The sequence below is a fragment of the Leclercia sp. 119287 genome, assembly GCF_009734485.1.
GTDB lineage: Bacteria > Pseudomonadota > Gammaproteobacteria > Enterobacterales > Enterobacteriaceae > Enterobacter > Enterobacter adecarboxylatus_C.
This window is the reverse complement of record NZ_CP046445.1, coordinates 4,122,090-4,142,012: the sequence shown is the minus strand read 5'-3', so window position 1 is coordinate 4,142,012 and position 19,923 is coordinate 4,122,090. Positions and strand designations below refer to the sequence as shown.

Below are 19,923 nucleotides of genomic sequence, written 5' to 3'. Positions count from 1 at the left end.
CGCAGGCAAGGAACCCCCATGATGCCGCTTTCTTCACCCTTACAGCAGCAGTGGCAGACGGTATGTGAGCGTCTGCCGGAAGCATTACCCGCCTCGTCGTTAAGCGATCAGGCCCGCCAGGTGTTGACCTTCAGCGACTTTGTGCAGGAGAGCGTTACCGCCCATCCTGACTGGCTGGCGGAGCTTGAGGCTTCGCCACCCCAGGCGGACGAGTGGCAGCACTACGCGCAGTGGTTACAGGACGCGCTGGCGGAAATCAGCGATGAAACCGCGCTGATGCGCGCGCTGCGCCAGTTCCGTCGACGGGTGATGGTGCGCATCGCCTGGGCGCAGGCGCTGATGCTGGTGAGTGAAGAGAGCACGTTGCAGCAGTTAAGTCACCTGGCTGAGACGCTGATCGTCGCCGCCCGCGACTGGCTGTACGACGCCTGCTGCCGCGAATGGGGCACCCCGTGCAGCGAGGACGGCACCCCGCAGCCGCTGCTGATTTTAGGCATGGGCAAACTGGGCGGCGGCGAACTCAATTTTTCCTCGGACATCGATCTGATCTTCGCCTGGCCGGAGAAGGGGGCCACTCGCGGCGGACGTCGCGAGCTGGATAACGCCCAGTTCTTCACCCGGCTGGGGCAGCGGCTGATTAAGGCCCTGGATCAACCAACCCAGGACGGCTTTGTCTACCGGGTGGATATGCGCCTGCGCCCGTTCGGCGACAGCGGCCCGCTGGTGCTGAGCTTTGCCGCGCTGGAGGATTATTACCAGGAGCAGGGGCGCGACTGGGAACGCTACGCGATGGTGAAGGCGCGGATCATGGGCGATACCGGCGATGCGTATGCCAACGAGCTGCGCGCCATGCTGCGCCCGTTCGTCTTCCGTCGTTACATTGATTTCAGCGTCATTCAGTCGCTGCGCAACATGAAAGGAATGATTGCCCGGGAAGTGCGGCGTCGCGGCCTGAAAGACAACATCAAGCTGGGGGCGGGCGGCATCCGCGAGATCGAGTTTATCGTCCAGGTGTTCCAGCTGATCCGCGGCGGGCGCGAGCCCTCGCTGCAGTCCCGCTCCCTGCTGCCAACCCTGGCCGCCATCGCCCAGCTGAACCTGCTGCCGGAAGGCGATGACCGGATCCTGCGCGAGGCCTACCTCTTTTTACGGCGGCTGGAGAACCTGCTCCAGAGCATTAATGACGAACAGACCCAGACCCTGCCGGGGGATGAGCTTAACCGCGCCCGCCTCGCTTGGGGGATGCGCCTGGACGACTGGCAGGCGCTGATCGACGCGCTGGATGCGCACATGGCGGCGGTGCGCCGCATATTTAACGATCTGATCGGCGACGACGAGAGCGAATCCCAGGACGATGCGCTGTCCGAGCACTGGCGCGAGCTGTGGCAGGATGCGCTGCAGGAGGACGACACCACCCCGGTGTTGACCCACCTCAGCGATGACGATCGCCATCGGGTAGTGGCGCTGATCGCTGATTTCCGCCTTGAGCTGAACAAGCGCGCCATTGGCCCACGCGGTCGCCAGGTGCTGGATCACCTGATGCCGCATCTGCTCAGCGACGTCTGCTCCCGGGCCGATGCCCCGGTGCCGCTGTCGCGTCTGACCCCGCTGCTGAGTGGGATCATCACCCGTACCACCTATCTGGAGCTGCTCAGCGAGTTCCCGGGTGCGCTCAAGCACCTGATTTCGCTCTGCGCTGCCTCGCCGATGATTGCCAGCAAGCTGGCGCGCTATCCGCTGCTGCTGGACGAGCTGCTCGATCCCAACACCCTTTACCAGCCGACGGCGACCGACGCCTATCGCGATGAGCTGCGCCAGTATCTGCTGCGCGTGCCGGAAGAGGACGAAGAGCAGCAGCTGGAGGCGCTGCGTCAGTTTAAGCAGGCGCAGCTGCTGCGCGTGGCGGCGGCGGATATCTCCGGGACGCTGCCGGTGATGAAAGTGAGCGATCACTTAACATGGCTGGCGGAAGCGATTATCGATGCGGTAGTCCATCAGGCGTGGGTGCAGATGGTGGCCCGTTACGGCCAGCCGAAGCATCTGGCCGATCGCGAAGGACGCGGTTTTGCGGTGGTGGGCTACGGCAAGCTGGGCGGCTGGGAGCTGGGCTACAGCTCCGATCTGGATCTGATCTTCCTGCACGACTGCCCGGTGGATGTGATGACCGACGGCGAGCGCGAGATCGACGGCCGTCAGTTCTACCTGCGCCTCGCCCAGCGCATCATGCACCTGTTCAGCACCCGCACCTCGTCCGGCATTCTGTATGAGGTGGATGCCCGTCTGCGGCCGTCCGGGGCGGCGGGGATGCTGGTTACCTCTACCGATTCCTTCGCGGATTATCAGCAGAATGAGGCCTGGACCTGGGAGCATCAGGCTCTGGTGCGCGCCCGGGTGGTGTATGGCGATCCGCAGCTGAAAGCGCAGTTTGATACCATTCGCCGCGACGTGCTCACCGCCACGCGCGAGGGGCCGACGCTGCAAACCGAAGTGCGCGAGATGCGCGAGAAGATGCGCGCCCATCTGGGAAATAAACACCGCGATCGCTTTGATATCAAAGCCGACGAGGGCGGCATTACCGACATTGAATTTATCACCCAGTATCTGGTGCTGCGTGACGCCCACAGCAAGCCGAAGCTCACCCGCTGGTCGGATAACGTGCGCATTCTGGAGCTGCTGGCGCAAAACGACATTATGGACGAGCACGAGGCGCTGGCATTGACCCGCGCCTACACCACCCTGCGCGATGAGCTGCACCATCTGGCCCTGCAGGAGCAGCCGGGTCATCTGCCGCTCGACTGTTTTAACGCCGAGCGAGAGCTGGTGCGGGCCTGCTGGCAGAAGTGGCTGGTGGAACCGTGCGTAACAAAACAAGTGTGATATTATCGCGCGCAAATTGTGAATCTTTCTGGAGTCAGGAATGAAAGTAACACTGCCAGAGTTTGAACGTGCTGGAGTTATGGTGGTTGGCGATGTGATGCTGGATCGCTACTGGTATGGGCCAACCAGCCGCATTTCCCCGGAAGCCCCGGTCCCGGTGGTGAAGGTGGATACCATTGAAGAGCGTCCTGGCGGCGCGGCAAACGTGGCGATGAACATTGCTTCTCTCGGCGCGCATTCGCGTCTGGTGGGGCTGACCGGCATCGACGACGCCGCGCGGGCGCTGAGCAAGACGCTGGCGGATGTGAACGTCAAATGTGATTTTGTTTCTGTCCCGACGCACCCGACCATCACCAAGCTGCGCGTGCTGTCGCGTAACCAGCAGCTGATCCGCCTCGACTTTGAAGAGGGTTTTGAAGGCGTGGATCCTGAGCCGCTACACGAGCGCATCAACCAGGCGCTGGGTAACATCGGCGCGCTGGTGCTCTCCGATTACGCCAAAGGGGCGCTGGCCAGCGTGCAGCAGATGATTACGCTGGCGCGTACTGCCGGTGTACCGGTGCTGATCGACCCGAAAGGCACCGACTTCGAGCGCTATCGCGGGGCAACGCTGCTCACGCCGAACCTGTCCGAATTCGAAGCCGTGGCGGGTAAATGCAAAACCGAAGATGAGATCGTTGAGCGCGGCATGAAGATCATCGCCGATTTCGACTTCTCCGCGCTGCTGGTGACCCGCTCCGAGCAGGGGATGACCCTGCTGCAGCCGGGCAAAGCGCCGCTGCATATGCCAACCCAGGCGCAGGAAGTGTATGACGTCACCGGTGCCGGTGATACCGTTATCGGCGTGCTCGCAGCCACCCTGGCCGCGGGTAATACGCTGGAAGAGGCCTGCTACTTTGCCAATGCCGCCGCAGGCGTGGTGGTGGGTAAGCTGGGGACCTCTACCGTTTCACCTATCGAACTGGAAAACGCGGTACGCGGTCGCGCCGATACCGGTTTTGGCGTGATGAGCGAAGAGGAGCTGAAAGTGGCGGTAGCCGCGGCACGTAAGCGTGGCGAGAAAGTGGTGATGACCAACGGCGTGTTCGACATTCTGCACGCGGGCCATGTCTCTTATCTGGCGAACGCGCGCAAGCTGGGCGACCGTCTGATTGTGGCGGTCAACAGCGATGCCTCCACCAAACGCCTGAAAGGCGAGACCCGGCCGGTGAACCCGCTTGAGCAGCGCATGATCGTACTCGGCGCGCTGGAAGCGGTGGACTGGGTGGTCTCGTTCGAGGAAGACACGCCGCAGCGCCTGATTGCCGGGATCCTGCCGGATCTGCTGGTCAAAGGCGGAGACTACAAGCCTGAACAGATCGCCGGTAGCGAAGAGGTGTGGGCCAACGGCGGAGAAGTGATGGTGCTCAACTTTGAGGACGGGTGTTCAACCACCAACATCATTAAGAAGATCCAGAAAGACAGTCAGTAGTCGTCTGTAAATGCCCGGCGGCGCTACGCTTGCACGGGCCTACAGATCGTGCGGTGTGTAGGCCCGGTAAGCGAAGCGCCACCGGGCATTACAGGCTGCACTTATGCTTCATCATCCACCGGTGGGATTGCCGGAGCCGGTTTCACTTCGTCAACGACGCTGCGGTTTTCCAGCTCGGTCAGACGCTGTTCCAGTAGGGCGATTTTCTCGCGGGTACGCAGCAGCACCTGCGTCTGCACGTCAAATTCTTCACGGCTGACCAGATCCAGACGCATCAGCTGCGACTGCAGCACCTGGCGGATCTTCTTCTCAACATCATCACCAAACTCACGTACGCCTTTCGGCATGGATTCATGGACCTGGCGGGCAAGTTGTTCAATTTTTTTTGGGTCGATCATGGTAGTTCCCTTGAAGAAAAGGTGTTAACGACCATTGTAGCGCGTAACCGCGATCCTTAAACCAGAATTGTGTGAAGCTTATGCGTTGCCGAACATAATCATTAGCGTTATAGTTATCCCGCTTATTCTCAGGGCGGGGCGAAATTCCCCACCGGCGGTAAATCAGCGCTACGCTGAAAGCCCGCGAGCGCTTTGGGTGCAAACTCAAAGGTCAGCAGATCCGGTGTAATTCCGGGGCCGACGGTTAAAGTCCGGATGGGAGAGAGTAACGAACCAGCCGGGCGAGGCCCGCTCACGTTATTTTTTTGCCGTACTACGGCGCTCCTAAGACTGCCCTGATTCTGGTAACCATAATATTAATGAGGTTTTTTTACCATGAATCAGACGCTCCTTTCCTCTTTCGGCACCTCTGCTGACCGTGTAGAACACGCGCTTGTTGCGCTTCGCGAAGGTCGCGGCGTGATGGTGCTTGACGATGAAGACCGTGAAAACGAAGGCGATATGATTTTCGCCGCCGAAACCATGACCGTTGAGCAGATGGCGCTGACCATCCGTCACGGCAGCGGTATTGTTTGCCTGTGTATCACCGAAGATCGCCGTAAGCAGCTGGAACTGCCGATGATGGTAGAGAACAACACCAGCGCCTATGGCACCGGTTTTACCGTGACCATCGAAGCGGCCAGCGGTGTGACCACCGGCGTGTCTGCTGCTGACCGCGTGACCACCGTGCGTGCAGCCATTGCCGATGGCGCAAAACCTTCTGACCTGAACCGTCCGGGCCACGTATTCCCGCTGCGCGCGCAGCCGGGCGGCGTTCTGACTCGCGGCGGCCACACCGAAGCGACCATCGACCTGGTGACCCTGGCCGGCTTCAAGCCTGCCGGTGTGCTCTGTGAACTGACCAATGATGATGGCTCAATGGCGCGCGCGCCGGAGTGCATCGAATTTGCCGGCAAACACAACATGGCTGTGGTCACCATCGAAGATCTGGTGGCGTACCGCCAGGCGCACGAGCGCAAAGCCAGCTGATAACGCATCATAAAAAACGCCGGGTTAACCCGGCGTTTTTTTTTAGCCAATTCCTGCCGTCTGGAGTAGCACCAGACTGAGCCCCATCACCGACATTCCGCACAGTACCCCATAGCTGGGATTGTTGTTCGGGTCGATCTCTTTGGCGAGCGGCATCAGCTCATCCACCGACAGCGCCACCATAATCCCTGCCACCGCCGCCATAATGGCTGCCATCACCACCGGCGAAATCAGGCTGCCGAGGATCAACCACGCCAGCACGCCGCCCGCGATCTCCGCCATGCCGGAAATACCCGCCCAGAACACCGCTTTACGCTTGGAGCCGGTAGCGGCATAAACCGGGCCCGCCACCGCCAGCCCCTCGGGGATATTGTGCAGCGCCACCGCCAGCGCAATACCAAAACCCAACTCCAGATTATTACTGGCAGTCACGTAGGTGGCGACGCCCTCAGGGAAGTTATGCAGGCTGATGCCCAGAGTCAGCAGCAGCGCGGTGCGTCGCAGGTTACCGGGCAGCGGCTGACTGCCTTTTTGCATCAGATCCTGCGGGTGCGCGTGGGGTAACATCTTATCCAGCGCAAAGTAGCCCAGCAGGCCAATGACAAACATTCCGTAGCCCAGCACCGGCGACATGCCTTCCGTGCCGAGGGCAGCGGGCAGCATCTCCATCAGGGAGATAAGCAGCATAATGCCGGCCGCAAAGCCGAGAGAAAAGGCCAGTAGCCGGTTAGAGGGCTTCTGGCCCAGTACGCCGAGCATGGCGCCGATAAAAGTGGCTGCGCCTGCAAGAATAGTCAGAATCAGGGGAACTGACATTCACCTCTCCTTATGATAATGATTCTCATTCATATTAAAGGCTAAACGCGCGTAACGCGAGCGGGTACAGACGCCTTTACAGATCCCTTACATTCAAATTTCCTGATGATCTTCATCATGGTTATCTGAGTTCATCTTATCCGGATTACGGGTAAGGTAAAGCTATCAAATCGACACCTTGTGTAAGGATATCATCATGACTTCATCTCGTATGCCAGCGCTGTTTTTGGGTCACGGTAGCCCGATGAACGTGCTGGAAGATAACGTCTACACCCGCGCCTGGCGGCATCTGGGCGAGACGTTGCCGCGTCCGAAGGCTATCGTGGTGGTGTCTGCACACTGGTTTACCCGTGGAACCGGCGTCACCGCCATGGAAACGCCGAAAACCATCCATGATTTTGGCGGTTTCCCGCAGGCGCTGTACGACACGCACTATCCGGCACCGGGATCCCCGGCGCTGGCGCAGCAGCTGGTAGATCTGCTGGCCCCGATCCCTGTCACCCTCGATAAAGAGGCGTGGGGGTTTGACCATGGCTCCTGGGGCGTGCTGATCAAGATGTACCCGGATGCCGACATCCCGATGGTGCAGCTCAGCATCGACAGCACCAAACCTGCGGCCTGGCACCTGGAGATGGGCCGTAAGCTCGCGACTCTGCGTGATGAGGGTATTATGCTGGTGGCCAGCGGCAACGTGGTGCATAACCTGCGCACCGCCCGCTGGCACGGGGAAAACACGCCTTATCCGTGGGCGACGTCCTTCAATGATTACGTGAAAACGAACCTGAACTGGCAGGGTGCGGCAGAAGAACATCCGCTGGTCAATTATCTGGCGCACGACGGCGGCTCGCTCTCGAACCCGACGGCGGAACACTTCCTGCCGCTGCTCTATATCCTGGGGGCGTGGGACGGTAAGGAGCCTGTTACCATACCGGTGGATGGCATTGAGATGGGCAGTTTGAGTATGTTGTCGGTGCAGGTGGGGTAAATCGCCCGGTGGCGCTGCGCTTGCCGGGCCTGTGGATTTGTAGGCCGGGTAAGGCAAAGCCGCCACCCGGCACCACAAACTACTCCACAAAAATATGCGGATAGAAGCGGGACAGATCCTGGGTGATCAGCGCCCGATCTTCGCGAATACCAATCCCGGCTGGCTGATCGTTGATCAGCCAACTGCCGATCAGCATATAGCTGTCGCCATACTTCGGTAGCTGACAGAACTGCTGGACGATCATCCCCTCTTCGCCATACGGGCCTTCTACCGCTTCCACGGTATTACCGTTTTCGATAATCGACACGTTGGCACCCTCGCGGGAGAAAATCGGCTTTTTGACGTACTTATCCATTTGCGGATAGTCATCTTCCGCGAAGTACGCCGGCAGCAGATTCGGATGATCCGGGAACATCTCCCACAGCAGCGGCAGCAGGGCTTTGTTGGAGATAATGCTTTTCCACGCCGGCTCCAGCCAGCGCACGCCCGCATCTTCCAGCTTGGTGGAAAACACTTCGCGCAGCATGTATTCCCACGGATAGAGCTTGAACAGGTTACTGATCACCTGATCCTGGGTGTCGGTGAACTGACCTTTTTCGCCCAGCCCGATATCTTCTATATAGAGAAATTCAGTGGCGACCTCCGCTTCGGCGGCGCAATCCTGCAGATACTGCACCGTGCCGCGATCTTCGACCGTGTCACGACAGCAGGCAAAGTGCAGCAGATTGAAGCCGTGCTGCTCGCGCAGTTCAGCGAAACGTTCGATCAGCTTTTCCTGCAGGCTGTTGAACTGATCGCTGCCTTCCGGCAGACGGCCCGCGTTCTGCTGATCTTCCAGCCAGATCCACTGGAAGAAGGCCGCTTCATACAGCGAGGTGGGCGTATCGGCGTTGTTCTCGAGCAGCTTTGGCTCGCCGGCGCCGTCCCACGCCAGGTCAAGGCGCGAGTAGAGCGATGGCTGATGCGTCAGCCATGACTGACGCACAAAGCCCCAGGTGTGCTTCGGAATGCGGAATTTGGTCAGCAGTTCATCGCTGGCAATGACCTTTTCCACGACCTTGAGGCACATCTGATGCAGCTCTGCCGTGACCGCTTCCAGCTTTTCAACCTGGGTGAGGGTCAGTTGGTAATAGGCATCTTCACACCAGTACGGCTCGCCGTACATGGTGTGAAAGTTGAAACCGTATTCGGTGGCTTTTTCGCGCCAGTCCGGGCGCTCAACAATACTGACTCGTTCCATTCTCAGCCGCCCATAGAGCGTGTTGAGGTACCGGCCGCGCTACGCTGCATGGTGTTCTGTTTGGCAACAGAATCACCGAAGCCGCCGCGGGTAACGGTGCTGGTGGTGGCCGGTTTTGGCGCCATCGCGGTCTTAGGTACGTTCATGGTGCGGCCTGGCTGGGCTGCACCGTAACCTTTACCGCTGGCATCGGTGTACTGGCCGTAAGCCGGGCTGGCCGGATTCTTCGAGCTGAACAGCGGCTGCTGCTGATAGCCTGCGCCGCCGCTCATCAGACGGCCCATCATGTAACCCGCCATCAGCGGCATCCAGAAGCTGCCGCTGGACTGTGCCTGCGCCTGGTTTTCTGCTGGAGCGGTGCCTGCCTGAGCCGGGGCCGGTGCCTGCTGGCACTGGCCTTCACCGAACTCTGCCACGCAGTCTTCACGGCTGGCGTATTTCGGCGCGGTACGTTCCGCTTCCTTCAGAGCGTTGTTGTACGAGGTAGTACACTCCGCGCTTTTGCCGGTAGCGGCCGCACAGTCATCGGCATTCTGATAGAGAGAAACCGTTTCGTCGGTTTTTTCACAGCCTGCCAGCATAAACGCGGCGCTCAGCGCCAGAGCGACAGGGGTGAAATGACGCGCGTTCCAGCTTTTGCGGAACGAGGCGTGATTAATGGATTTTGTCCGTTTCATAATTGTCTTCCAGGACCCAGTGGTAAAACACAGAAAATAACGCTCAGAATAGAGGATGAGTGGTGGAAATTGAAGCGACAGGGGCGAAACTGGGGGATCTTTACGTTGGCTTACGTATTTTTGTCGGACTGAGAGGATTTACCCGGCCTGGTGAACCCAGACCGGGTAGCAGCATCAGTTGCTGGTGGTGCGTGCAGCAGCGGCGGTGTAACCGTCAGCAGAGGCATCCTGCTGTGGGTTTTCCGGCGCCACGGCTTCTGGCGTAGTGGAGATCGGCTTACCTAATGAACTGTTCAGCGCCACCAGATCCTGCTCGTTCAACGTACCCAGCGCTTGCTTGATGTTCAGCTGGTTGATCAGGTAGTTGTAACGCGCATTGGAGAGCTGTTGTTTAGCGTTGTACAGCGTGGTGGTCGCGTCCAGCACGTCAACAATGGTACGGGTACCCACCGAGTAGCCGGCTTCCGACGCATCCAGTGAGCTCTGGGCAGAGACCACGGCCTGTTTGTAAGCGTTGATGCTGCTGACAGAGGCGTTCACGTTGTTGAAGGAGGAACGCACGGTCTGCACTACGCTGCGGTGCGCGCTTTCCAGCTGCTCGCTGGCACCCACAAAGTTGTACTGCGCCTGTTTGACCTGCGAATTGACCTGGCCGCCCTGATAGATTGGCAGGGAGAAGTTCAGGCCGATTTTGTTCTGGCCAACGTCGCTGTCGTTGTACTGACCATTGCCGGTTCTGGAACCGCTGTAGCTGGTGTTAGAAATGCTGCTGGAGGCGCTCAGGCTCAGGGTAGGCAGATGGCCATCCTGCGCCAGGCGAATCTGCTCGCGGGCCAGATCCTGGCTCAGACGAGCCTGCAACAGGCTGAGGTTACGGTTTTCAGCCTCTTTCAGCAGGGCATTCACCGCCTGCGGCTTTTCGGCTTTGAAGTGCTCAACGTTCAGCGATGCCAGCTGCGGGTAGTAGTTACCGGTGACCTGACGCAGCTCTTCGACGGCGTTATCCAGGTCGTTACGCGCGGTAACTTCGTTGGCCAGCACATTATCGTATTGCGAACGGGCGTTCTGCACGTCGGTGATCGCCACCAGGCCCACGTTGAAACGCTGGGTGGTCTGATCGAGCTGACGATAGATAGCCTGTTTCTGTGCTTCAACGTAGGAGAGCGTATCGATCGCGCTCAACACTCTGAAGTAGGCGGTTGCGGTATTGAGGATCAGCGTCTGCTGGTCGGTCTGATAGGTGACATCCTGAATACCGGCAGATTTTTCCTGCAGGCTCAGGTTACGCCATCTGGACATATCAAACAGCGTCTGGGTTAACTGGAGCGAACCGCTGGTGACGTTAGAGTCGACGCCGTTAGCATCCCGGTAACCGTTATTGTAGGTATAGTCGGCACCCAAACCCAGCTGTGGTAATAATGGGCTGCGTGCTTCATTAATTTTTTCAAATGCAGCATCACGATCGGCGGCGGATTTACGCAGTTCCGGGTTGCTCAGACGTGCCTGCTTATAAACCTGTATCAGGTCCTCTGCCTGACTCAACGCGCTGAAACCCGTCAGGCTCAGGCCGATGAGGATGGGGAGCAATTTCTTCATTTGCTTTCCTTGTTGTGAAGCTTAGTTAGCGCTGATCTAATTAAAAAATATCTACCGATTCTAGCAGACTTCGCCACTGCAAAAGGTTGGCGTTCCGTGCCATGCGGCAGTAACTTGCACCAATTTACCATACTGTAGTAGAAACCGCAGTTTAGCAGAATTGAATTTCACCTTAACGCCACCATTTATACCAGGATGCAAACATGGATAAACCAGAAAAGTTGCCAGTGACTTTTACAAAAAACGATGTAGAAATTATTGCACGAGAAACGCTCTACAGCGGATTTTTTTCACTGGAATTATACCGTTTTCGCCATCGTTTGTTTAACGGTGAAATGAGTGGCGAAGTCAGACGCGAAATTTTTGAGCGCGGGCATGCCGCAGTCTTGCTACCCTTTGACCCAGTGCGTGACGAAGTGGTACTGATAGAGCAGATCCGCATTGCCGCGCTGGATACCAGCGAAAGCCCGTGGCTACTGGAGATGGTGGCCGGGATGATCGAAGAGGGCGAAACGCCGGAAGATGTCGCCCGCCGCGAGGCAATAGAAGAGGCCGGGCTGGACGTTGGTCGGACAAAACCGATCACCAGCTATCTGGCAAGCCCCGGGGGCACCAGCGAGCGCCTGTCAGTTCTGGTTGGCGAAGTGGACGCCACGACCGCGCAAGGGATTCACGGTCTGGTTGATGAAAACGAAGATATTCGTGTTCATGTGGTAAGCCGGGAGCAGGCTTATCAATGGGTAAAAGAGGGGAAAATCGACAACGCGGCTTCTGTCATCGCTTTGCAATGGCTACAGCTGCATTATCAGGAATTACGAAACGAGTGGAAAAAATGAAGCGTTATACACCTGACTTCCCTGAAATGATGCGCCTGTGCGAGACCAATTTCGCACAATTGCGCCGATTACTGCCACGTAACGACGCGGTCGGTGAAACAGTGAGCTATCAGGTGAGCAACGCGCAGTATCGGTTAACCATTGTTGAATCAACCCGTTACACTACGCTGGTGGAAATTGAGCAAACCGCGCCGTCCATCAGCTACTGGAGCCTGCCGTCAATGACGGTGCGGCTCTACCATGACGCGATGGTCGCTGAAGTGTGTTCAAGTCAGCAGATCTTCCGCTTTAAAGCGCGGTATGATTACCCAAATAAAAAGTTGCATCAACGTGACGAAAAGCATCAAATTAACCAGTTTTTAGCCGACTGGCTAAGATATTGTTTAGCACATGGAGCAATGGCGATTCCGGTTTGTTAGCGTCGTAAACCTACCTAAGGACACCATTTGGAAAGCCTGTTGAACCTGACTGTTGCTGGTGGGGCGCCAGTCAGGGTATTGCAAATTACTGATACTCACCTGTTTGCCAAAAAGCATGAAACCCTGTTGGGTGTTAATACCTGGGAGAGTTATCAGGCTGTTCTGGAAGCCATTCATGCCCAGAAGCGCGAATGCGATCTGATTGTCGCCACGGGCGATTTGGCGCAGGATCAAACCTCCGCGGCTTATCAGCATTTTGCTGAAGGTATCGCGAGCTTTAACGCGCCCTGCGTCTGGTTACCCGGTAATCACGATTTTCAACCTTCGATGTACAGCGCGCTTCAGGATGCGGGGATTTCCCCTGCGAAGCGGGTCCACTCGGGCGACAACTGGCAAATCCTGCTGCTCGACAGCCAGGTTTTCGGCGTGCCGCACGGCGAGCTGAGCGAGTTTCAGCTGGAGTGGCTCGAAGCAAAGCTGGCGGCCGATCCTGAGCGCCATACTCTGCTTTTATTGCATCATCATCCGTTGCCGGCAGGATGCAGCTGGCTCGATCAGCACAGCCTGCGCAACTCTGCCGCTCTCGATCAGGTGTTGATGAAATTCCCGCGGGTTAATAACTTACTCTGCGGCCATATTCACCAGGAGCTGGATCTCGACTGGAACGGTCGTCGCCTGCTGGCTACGCCGTCCACCTGCGTGCAGTTCAAACCGCACTGCGCGAACTTCACTTTAGACACCATTGCCCCAGGCTGGCGCTGGCTGGAACTGCATGCCGACGGCTCGTTAACGACCGAAGTCTGCCGCCTGCAAAGCACGCAGTTCCGCCCGGATACCGCGTCAGAAGGCTACTGATGTCTGCGCTTCTCTATCTGCACGGATTCAACAGCTCCCCGCGCTCGGCTAAAGCGACGCTGTTTCGACAGTGGCTGGAGGTGCATCATCCCCACGTCGAGATGATCGTGCCTCAGTTGCCGCCGTACCCGGCCGAAGCCGCCGAAATGCTGGAGGCGATTGTCCTGGCGCACGGCGGCGAGCCCTTTGGCGTGGTGGGGTCATCCCTCGGCGGCTACTACGCCACCTGGCTGTCCCAGTGCTTTATGGTGCCCGCGGTGGTCGTCAACCCGGCGGTACGGCCTTTTGAGCTGCTGGTGGGCTATCTGGGGCACAACGAGAACCCCTACACCGGACAGCAATATGTGCTAGAGTCACGCCATATTTACGACCTCAAAGTTATGCAGATTGATCCGCTGGAAGCGCCAGATCTTATCTGGCTGCTGCAACAGACGGGTGATGAAGTGCTGGATTACCGCCAGGCGGTGGCGTACTACGCCTCCTGCCGCCAGACTATAGAAGAGGGCGGTAATCATGCCTTCACGGGCTTTGAGGATCATTTCACCCAGATTGTCGACTTTCTTGGTCTGCACAGCCTCTGACAATCGCTGCGAATTGCTAGTTTAAATCATGACGCAAACCTATAACGCTGATGCCATTGAGGTACTCACCGGGCTTGAGCCGGTTCGCCGCCGTCCGGGGATGTACACCGATACCACGCGCCCAAACCATCTGGGCCAGGAAGTAATTGATAACAGCGTCGACGAAGCGCTGGCGGGTCATGCCAAACGCGTCGACGTTATTCTGCACGCCGACCAGTCGCTGGAAGTGATCGACGACGGTCGCGGCATGCCGGTGGATATTCACCCGGAAGAGGGTGTTCCGGCGGTTGAGCTGATCCTCTGCCGTCTGCACGCGGGCGGCAAATTCTCCAACAAAAACTACCAGTTCTCGGGCGGCCTGCACGGGGTAGGTATCTCCGTGGTCAACGCCCTGTCAAAACGGGTTGAAGTCACCGTGCGCCGCGACGGCCAGGTGTACAACATCGCCTTTGAGAACGGCGATAAAGTCCAGGATTTGAAGGTGATCGGCACCTGCGGCAAACGCAATACCGGCACCAGCGTCCACTTCTGGCCGGACGATAGCTTCTTCGACAGCCCGCGTTTCTCGGTCTCACGCTTAACGCACATTCTGAAAGCGAAAGCGGTCCTCTGCCCTGGGGTGGAAATTACCTTTAAGGATGAGGTCAACAACAGTGAACAGCGCTGGTGCTATCAGGACGGTCTGAACGATTACCTGGGCGAAGCGGTCAACGGCCTGCCAACCCTGCCGGAAAAACCGTTCATTGGTAATTTTTCTGGTGATACGGAAGCGGTGGACTGGGCGCTGCTGTGGCTGCCGGAAGGCGGCGAGCTGCTGACCGAAAGCTACGTCAACCTGATCCCAACCATGCAGGGCGGGACGCACGTTAACGGCCTGCGACAGGGGCTGCTGGACGCGATGCGTGAGTTCTGCGAATACCGCAATATCCTGCCGCGCGGCGTGAAGCTGTCGGCGGAGGATATCTGGGATCGCTGCGCCTATGTGCTGTCGGTCAAAATGCAGGATCCGCAGTTTGCCGGGCAAACCAAAGAGCGTCTCTCTTCGCGCCAGTGCGCGGCATTCGTCTCCGGCGTGGTGAAAGATGCTTTCAGCCTGTGGCTGAACCAGAACGTACAGGCTGCGGAAATGCTGGCCGAGATGGCGATTTCCAGCGCCCAGCGTCGTCTGCGTGCGGCGAAGAAAGTGGTGCGTAAAAAGCTCACCAGCGGTCCTGCGCTGCCGGGCAAGCTGGCGGACTGTACCGCGCAGGATCTGAACCGCACCGAGCTGTTCCTGGTAGAAGGGGACTCGGCGGGCGGATCGGCCAAGCAGGCGCGCGATCGTGAATATCAGGCGATCATGCCGCTGAAGGGTAAGATCCTCAACACCTGGGAAGTCTCTTCCGATGAAGTGCTGGCGTCGCAGGAGGTGCACGACATCTCCGTGGCGATCGGTATCGATCCGGACAGCGAGGATCTGAGCCAGCTGCGTTACGGCAAGATCTGTATCCTTGCGGATGCGGACTCCGATGGCCTGCACATCGCCACCCTGCTGTGTGCGCTGTTCGTGAAGCACTTCCGTACGCTGGTGAAAAACGGTCATGTCCACGTGGCGCTGCCGCCGCTGTACCGTATCGATCTCGGCAAAGAGGTCTATTACGCCCTGACGGAAGAAGAGAAGGCGGGCGTGCTGGAGCAGCTCAAGCGCAAGAAGGGCAAACCGAACGTGCAGCGCTTTAAAGGGCTGGGCGAGATGAACCCGCTGCAGCTGCGTGAAACCACGCTCGATCCTAATACCCGCCGTCTGGTGCAGTTGACCATCAGCGATGAAGACGAGCAGCAGACCAACGCGGTGATGGATATGCTGCTGGCCAAGAAGCGCTCGGAAGACCGCCGCAACTGGCTGCAGGAGAAGGGCGACCTGGCGGATATTGAAGGTTGATGCATTGCCGGGCGGGGGCTATTTGCCCGGCGGCGCTTCGCTTGCACGGGCCTACGGGACTTGCGTGGGCCTACGGATTTTGTAGGCCGGGTAAGGCATCGCCGCCACCCGGCATCTCCTCAGGCTGCATGATTCTTTCTATACTGTAAGGGCGTCTCTCCGATGCCCTTTTTAAATGCGCTGATAAAATAGGTCACATCCGAAAACCCCACCCGCGCGGCAATATCCCGCACGCTCGCCTCCGAGTGCAGCAAACTTTCGCAGGCCTTGCGCAGGCGTAACGTATTCAAATAATCGTGAATTTTTTCCCCCGTTTCGGCATGGAATTTCCGTGACACGTAGCTGCGGGATTTCCCCAGCTCGCCTGCCAGCGCATCGAGGCTGAATTTTTGCTGGTAATGCTCATCCAGCCAGAACATCACCTGGCTGGCGATCCCCTGACTGTTACCGGGCTGGCCTTCGTCATCGTGCGGCAGCATGGCAAACAGGCCGATCAGCAGGCTGGCGACGCGCTCGCTGTTCATCGGCGGCGGATAACAGCTGAACAGATGATCGAGATGGCTGTGGCAGTGCGCCATATCCGCCACCCAGGCCTCCCCTCCGCGCTGCGACAGCTTCTGTAGCCGCTGCTGGGTTTGCGGAAAATCACGCAGCGCCTTCAGGACCGCATGCTGATCGAGATGAATAATGGTGCGGCGATAGTTCGCTTCGGCCTGAGGATCGACCATTACTTTGTGCAGGGTAAAAGGCGGAAAGAAAAACAGCCGTCCCGGGCGCATGGTGTAGTGGCGATTATCGACAATCGCTATGCCAAATCCTTCTTCGACATAGAGAATTTCCAGACACTGGTGCCAGTGATGGTAGCGCACGGTGTTGGCGAACAGGCGACTGAACGACACGATGGTATCGTTCAGGGCGATCAGCTCAAGATGTTCCGCCGTGGGTGTTTTGCGCATAGTGCAATAAAACTCAATTTTTCCCTTTTCCTGCCTCTTTATAAACCACCTTTTTAAATTTCCTCAACTGCGGGTTTATTCATCTCTCACACCTGTGACCCGGCTAACATTTCTGCCCCTCGCTGATTAACTATTCTTTGCCGCAGTTGATTACGAGGACGACCCTATGTGCGCGGCAAACAAAGAAAAATCAAATCCGTTGTCATCCCGTCAGGATCTGGTGGCGGCGCTGAACACTCTGCTGGAAGCAGTGGACACGCAGTTCCCGGCGGGTAGCTCCCGCTTTTCGCTGGGCGATACCAGTGCGCATTACGCCACGGATGTGGCGCAGATGGAGGGGCTGTCCCGGGTGCTGTGGGGGCTGTTTCCGCTGATGGCCGCAGGCGACAGCACGCCGTTCAGCGACAAGTACATCGCCGCCATTAAGCAGGGCACCGACCCGCAAAGCGCAGGTTACTGGGGCGAAGCCGGGCCTTACGATCAGCGTCTGGTGGAGATGGCGGCCTACGGCCTCGGGCTGGCGCTGCTGCAGGACAAACTTACCGATCTGTTCAGCGAGCGCGAGGTGATGAACCTTCACGCCTGGCTGAACCAAATCACCGATGCGACGATGCCGGACAGCAACTGGAACTACTTCGCCATCATGGTGCAGCTCGGCTTTAAGCGTGCCGGGCTGCCTTATGACCAGCAGGCCATCGATCGCCGCTTCGCGATGATGGACGCCTACTATCTGGGGGAGGGCTGGTACTCCGACGGTCCGGGGCGGCCAAAGGATTACTACATCTCAATGGCGTTTCACTTCTACGGTCTGATCTACGCCACCCTGAGCGGCGATGAGGCGCGGGCAGAGGTGCTGCGCCAGCGTTCGCGTCTGTTTGCTGAAGACTTCATCTACATGTCCGCCGCTGACGGTGCCTCAGTGCCCTTTGGCCGCAGCCTGACCTACCGCTTCGCGATGGTCGCCTTCTGGAGCGCGGTGGCCTTCTCCGGGCTGGAGGTGTTCACGCCGGGCATCGTGAAGGGGATTATCCTCCGCCATCTGCGCTGGTGGCAGCAGCAGCCGATAACCGATCGCGATGGGATCCTGACCCTCGGGTTTGCCTACCCGAATCTGGCGATGTGCGAGGACTATAACTCCCCCGGCTCGCCGTACTGGGCGCTGAAAACGTACCTGATCCTGGCCCTGCCGGAGAGCCATCCGTTCTGGCAGGCCGATGAGCAGCCGCTGCCAGCGCTGGCCGAAAAGCGCGTTATCCCCCATGCCCAGCAGATCCTGATCCACTCCGATCATGTGACCCTGCTCACCGCCGGACAGCTGGAGCTGAACAACTACGTTAATACCGAGGCGAAGTACACCAAATTTGCCTACTCCAGCCGCTTTGGTTTCACCATTGAGCGTGGGCGTTTCGGCCTCAAGCACGCCGCCTGCGATTCCATGCTGCTGCTGGCCGATGGCGATAACTACTTCCGTGGACGCCGCGAGTGCGAGGAAGTCCGTGTTGACGAAAATTGTATTTTTTCGCGCTGGTCGCCGTGGCATGACGTCCATATCGAGAGCTGGCAGGTGCCCTTCGGCGAGTGGCATCTGCGTCTGCACCGCATCAACAGCGCACGCACGCTGCAAACGGTCGAGGGCGGGTTTGCAGTGATCAAAGCTGAGCCGCAGCTGCGCGGTCGGGGCAGTTATCTGAGCGCAGACAACGGCAGCAGCGCCATCGTCGATCTCTCACCAAACATCACCCGCCAGCCCGACAGCGTGGTGACGCCGCCAAACAGCAGCATCATGTTTGCCGAATGCGCCGCTATTCCGGTGCTCAGCACCACCATCCCGAAAGGGGAGAGCTGGCTCTGCTGCGCGGTGACGGCCTCTGCACAGAATAAAAACCGGGCGGAAAGCCCCCAACTGCACATCAACAATAACCAGGTGGTGATTCGCGCACCTGGAAGCGAACGTCAGCTGTCGTTCATTTTATAAAGCCCTTACCCTGGATATCGGCGAGGATGGTATGAATAACAAAACTGAATATTACAAAATCAGCAGTTTTATCTTTCTCTATTTCTTTACCTGGTCGGCGAGTATTGGCCTGCTGGCGATCTGGCTCGGACAAAAAGCCAATCTCAGCGGGTCGGTGATCGGTACCGTATTTGCGGTTAACGGGATCTTCTCCGTTATTCTGAAACCGATCTACGGCTATATTCTGGATAAGATCGGCATGAGCAAATACCTGCTCTATTTTGTGGTGGCGATGTCCGCCCTGATGGCGCCGTTCTTTATTTACGTTTATCAGCCGCTGTTAATGTCCAACACCATGCTGGGGATTATTATCGGCGCGCTCTATTTAAGCTTCGCCTGGTATGCGGGCGTGGCGGCGTGCGAATCCTATTCTGACCGTTTCAGCCGCCTTAATGGCATGGAGTTTGGTCAGATCCGCATGTGGGGTTCATTGGGTTGGGCGGTGGCTTCCTCGTTCTCCGGCCTGCTGTTTAACCTCTCCCCGGCGTACAACTTTATTATGGGCAGCGTGGCGTCGGTGATTATGCTGATCGTCCTGCTGAACCTGAAAGTGAACACCAACTCGGCCCATGCCGGTGAGGTGCTGACCAAAGAGAAAATCGCTCCGGCGGACGTCTATGCCCTGTTGCGCAGCCGCAAGTTCTGGGCCTTCTGCCTGTACGTGGCGGGGGTGGCGTGGATGATGTTTATCGCCGAGCAGCAGTTCTCCCGCTATTTCGTCACCTTCTTCGATGATATTCACCAGGGTAACGCGGTGTTTGGCTATCTGGGTACCGTGCAGTCGGGGATGGAATTCGTCATGTATATGGTGATCCCGCTGTTCGTTAACTTTATCGGGGCCAAACGCGGACTTTTGATTGTCGGCCTGATTGTCGGAGCGCGACTGATTATTTCCGGGATGTGCGATTCGCACCTGTTAATTTCGGTTCTCAAGCCGCTGTACGGTCTGGAAATCTGTCTCCTGCTGGTGTCGGTATTTAAATATATCGCCGAGCATTTCGATAAACGCGTCAACGCCACCATGTATCTGCTGGGCTATCAGGCGATGCTCTACGTCGGCAACGTCGTGGTGTCCTCACCGGCCGGTTATATGTATGACCGCATCGGCTTTGAGCAGACCTATATCATCATGGGCGCTACGGCGCTGACCTTTACCCTGATTTCTGCGTTTACCTTATCCGCCTGCCAGAGCAAATGGCGCGGCGCTAAAACGCTGAACGTTGCAGAACACCACTAATTTACGCCGTCAAAG

17 protein-coding genes and 1 riboswitch are annotated in these 19,923 nt (G+C 58.0%); of the genes, 11 read left to right on the top strand and 6 right to left on the bottom strand.

Going from position 1 to position 19,923, the window contains the following annotated elements; all coding sequences use genetic code 11:
• Window positions 1-18: 18 nt before the first annotated feature.
• A complete protein-coding gene (glnE, locus tag GNG27_RS19845; protein WP_142487127.1) occupies window positions 19-2,877 on the top strand; it encodes a bifunctional [glutamate--ammonia ligase]-adenylyl-L-tyrosine phosphorylase/[glutamate--ammonia-ligase] adenylyltransferase in 2,859 nt (952 codons plus the stop codon).
• Window positions 2,878-2,917: 40 nt separating this feature from the next.
• Complete coding sequence (gene hldE / locus GNG27_RS19840; protein ID WP_142487126.1) at window positions 2,918-4,348, top strand: bifunctional D-glycero-beta-D-manno-heptose-7-phosphate kinase/D-glycero-beta-D-manno-heptose 1-phosphate adenylyltransferase HldE; 1,431 nt, start codon at window positions 2,918-2,920, stop codon at window positions 4,346-4,348.
• Between the two features lie 101 nt (window positions 4,349-4,449).
• Here the strand turns inward: hldE and GNG27_RS19835 are convergent, their stop codons facing one another.
• Complete coding sequence (locus GNG27_RS19835) at window positions 4,450-4,746, bottom strand: accessory factor UbiK family protein (RefSeq protein ID WP_142487125.1); 297 nt, start codon at window positions 4,744-4,746, stop codon at window positions 4,450-4,452.
• A gap of 120 nt (window positions 4,747-4,866) precedes the next feature.
• Window positions 4,867-5,017: riboswitch (FMN riboswitch) on the top strand.
• Between the two features lie 104 nt (window positions 5,018-5,121).
• On the opposite strand from GNG27_RS19835, the gene ribB reads away from it, so the two are divergent.
• Window positions 5,122-5,775: a 3,4-dihydroxy-2-butanone-4-phosphate synthase gene (gene ribB, locus GNG27_RS19830; protein WP_156264651.1), complete on the top strand. Its 654-nt coding sequence runs from the start codon at window positions 5,122-5,124 to the stop codon at window positions 5,773-5,775.
• Between the two features lie 42 nt (window positions 5,776-5,817).
• On the opposite strand, the gene zupT is transcribed toward ribB, so the two are convergent.
• A complete protein-coding gene (gene zupT, locus GNG27_RS19825; protein WP_142487123.1) occupies window positions 5,818-6,591 on the bottom strand; it encodes a zinc transporter ZupT in 774 nt (257 codons plus the stop codon).
• Between the two features lie 196 nt (window positions 6,592-6,787).
• On the opposite strand from zupT, the gene ygiD reads away from it, so the two are divergent.
• On the top strand, window positions 6,788-7,576 hold the full coding sequence (gene ygiD, locus GNG27_RS19820; RefSeq protein ID WP_142487122.1) for a 4,5-DOPA dioxygenase extradiol: 789 nt from the start codon (window positions 6,788-6,790) through the stop codon (window positions 7,574-7,576).
• A 79-nt stretch (window positions 7,577-7,655) separates the two neighbouring features.
• Here ygiD and GNG27_RS19815 read toward each other — a convergent pair whose 3' ends face one another.
• From GNG27_RS19815 to tolC, 3 genes are all read right to left on the bottom strand, one after another.
• Complete coding sequence (locus GNG27_RS19815) at window positions 7,656-8,816, bottom strand: glutathionylspermidine synthase family protein (RefSeq protein WP_156264650.1); 1,161 nt, start codon at window positions 8,814-8,816, stop codon at window positions 7,656-7,658.
• 2 nt (window positions 8,817-8,818) lie between these two features.
• Entirely contained in the window at window positions 8,819-9,493 is a 675-nt protein-coding gene (locus tag GNG27_RS19810) for a DUF1190 family protein (RefSeq protein WP_142487120.1), read from the bottom strand.
• A gap of 174 nt (window positions 9,494-9,667) precedes the next feature.
• Window positions 9,668-11,089 (bottom strand): outer membrane channel protein TolC, encoded by a 1,422-nt coding sequence (tolC, locus tag GNG27_RS19805; protein ID WP_156264649.1) that lies wholly within the window; start codon window positions 11,087-11,089, stop codon window positions 9,668-9,670.
• Between the two features lie 203 nt (window positions 11,090-11,292).
• On the opposite strand from tolC, the gene nudF reads away from it, so the two are divergent.
• The 5 genes from nudF to parE are packed head-to-tail and all read left to right on the top strand — an operon-like array spanning window position 11,293 to window position 15,701.
• Window positions 11,293-11,925, top strand: a complete 633-nt coding sequence (nudF, locus tag GNG27_RS19800) for an ADP-ribose diphosphatase (protein ID WP_156264648.1) — start codon at window positions 11,293-11,295, stop codon at window positions 11,923-11,925.
• A complete protein-coding gene (locus GNG27_RS19795; protein WP_032614182.1) occupies window positions 11,922-12,344 on the top strand; it encodes a DUF1249 family protein in 423 nt (140 codons plus the stop codon). The genes nudF and GNG27_RS19795 overlap by 4 nt, the downstream gene beginning before the upstream one ends.
• Window positions 12,345-12,371: 27 nt before the next feature.
• The gene (gene cpdA, locus GNG27_RS19790) at window positions 12,372-13,199 is read left to right on the top strand and encodes a 3',5'-cyclic-AMP phosphodiesterase (RefSeq protein ID WP_156264647.1); all 828 of its coding nucleotides are present in this window, start codon (window positions 12,372-12,374) and stop codon (window positions 13,197-13,199) included.
• Window positions 13,199-13,780, top strand: a complete 582-nt coding sequence (yqiA, locus tag GNG27_RS19785) for an esterase YqiA (RefSeq protein ID WP_142487116.1) — start codon at window positions 13,199-13,201, stop codon at window positions 13,778-13,780. The genes cpdA and yqiA overlap by 1 nt, the downstream gene beginning before the upstream one ends.
• A gap of 28 nt (window positions 13,781-13,808) precedes the next feature.
• Window positions 13,809-15,701 (top strand): DNA topoisomerase IV subunit B, encoded by a 1,893-nt coding sequence (gene parE, locus GNG27_RS19780; RefSeq protein ID WP_156264646.1) that lies wholly within the window; start codon window positions 13,809-13,811, stop codon window positions 15,699-15,701.
• A 119-nt stretch (window positions 15,702-15,820) separates the two neighbouring features.
• Here the strand turns inward: parE and GNG27_RS19775 are convergent, their stop codons facing one another.
• Entirely contained in the window at window positions 15,821-16,657 is an 837-nt protein-coding gene (locus GNG27_RS19775; protein WP_142487114.1) for an AraC family transcriptional regulator, read from the bottom strand.
• A gap of 166 nt (window positions 16,658-16,823) precedes the next feature.
• Here GNG27_RS19775 and GNG27_RS19770 point away from each other — a divergent pair, with 166 nt between their 5' ends.
• Both GNG27_RS19770 and GNG27_RS19765 read left to right on the top strand, forming a co-directional pair.
• Window positions 16,824-18,632, top strand: a complete 1,809-nt coding sequence (locus tag GNG27_RS19770; protein WP_156264645.1) for a DUF2264 domain-containing protein — start codon at window positions 16,824-16,826, stop codon at window positions 18,630-18,632.
• A gap of 31 nt (window positions 18,633-18,663) precedes the next feature.
• Complete coding sequence (locus GNG27_RS19765; protein ID WP_185902391.1) at window positions 18,664-19,908, top strand: oligosaccharide MFS transporter; 1,245 nt, start codon at window positions 18,664-18,666, stop codon at window positions 19,906-19,908.
• Window positions 19,909-19,923: the final 15 nt, after the last annotated feature.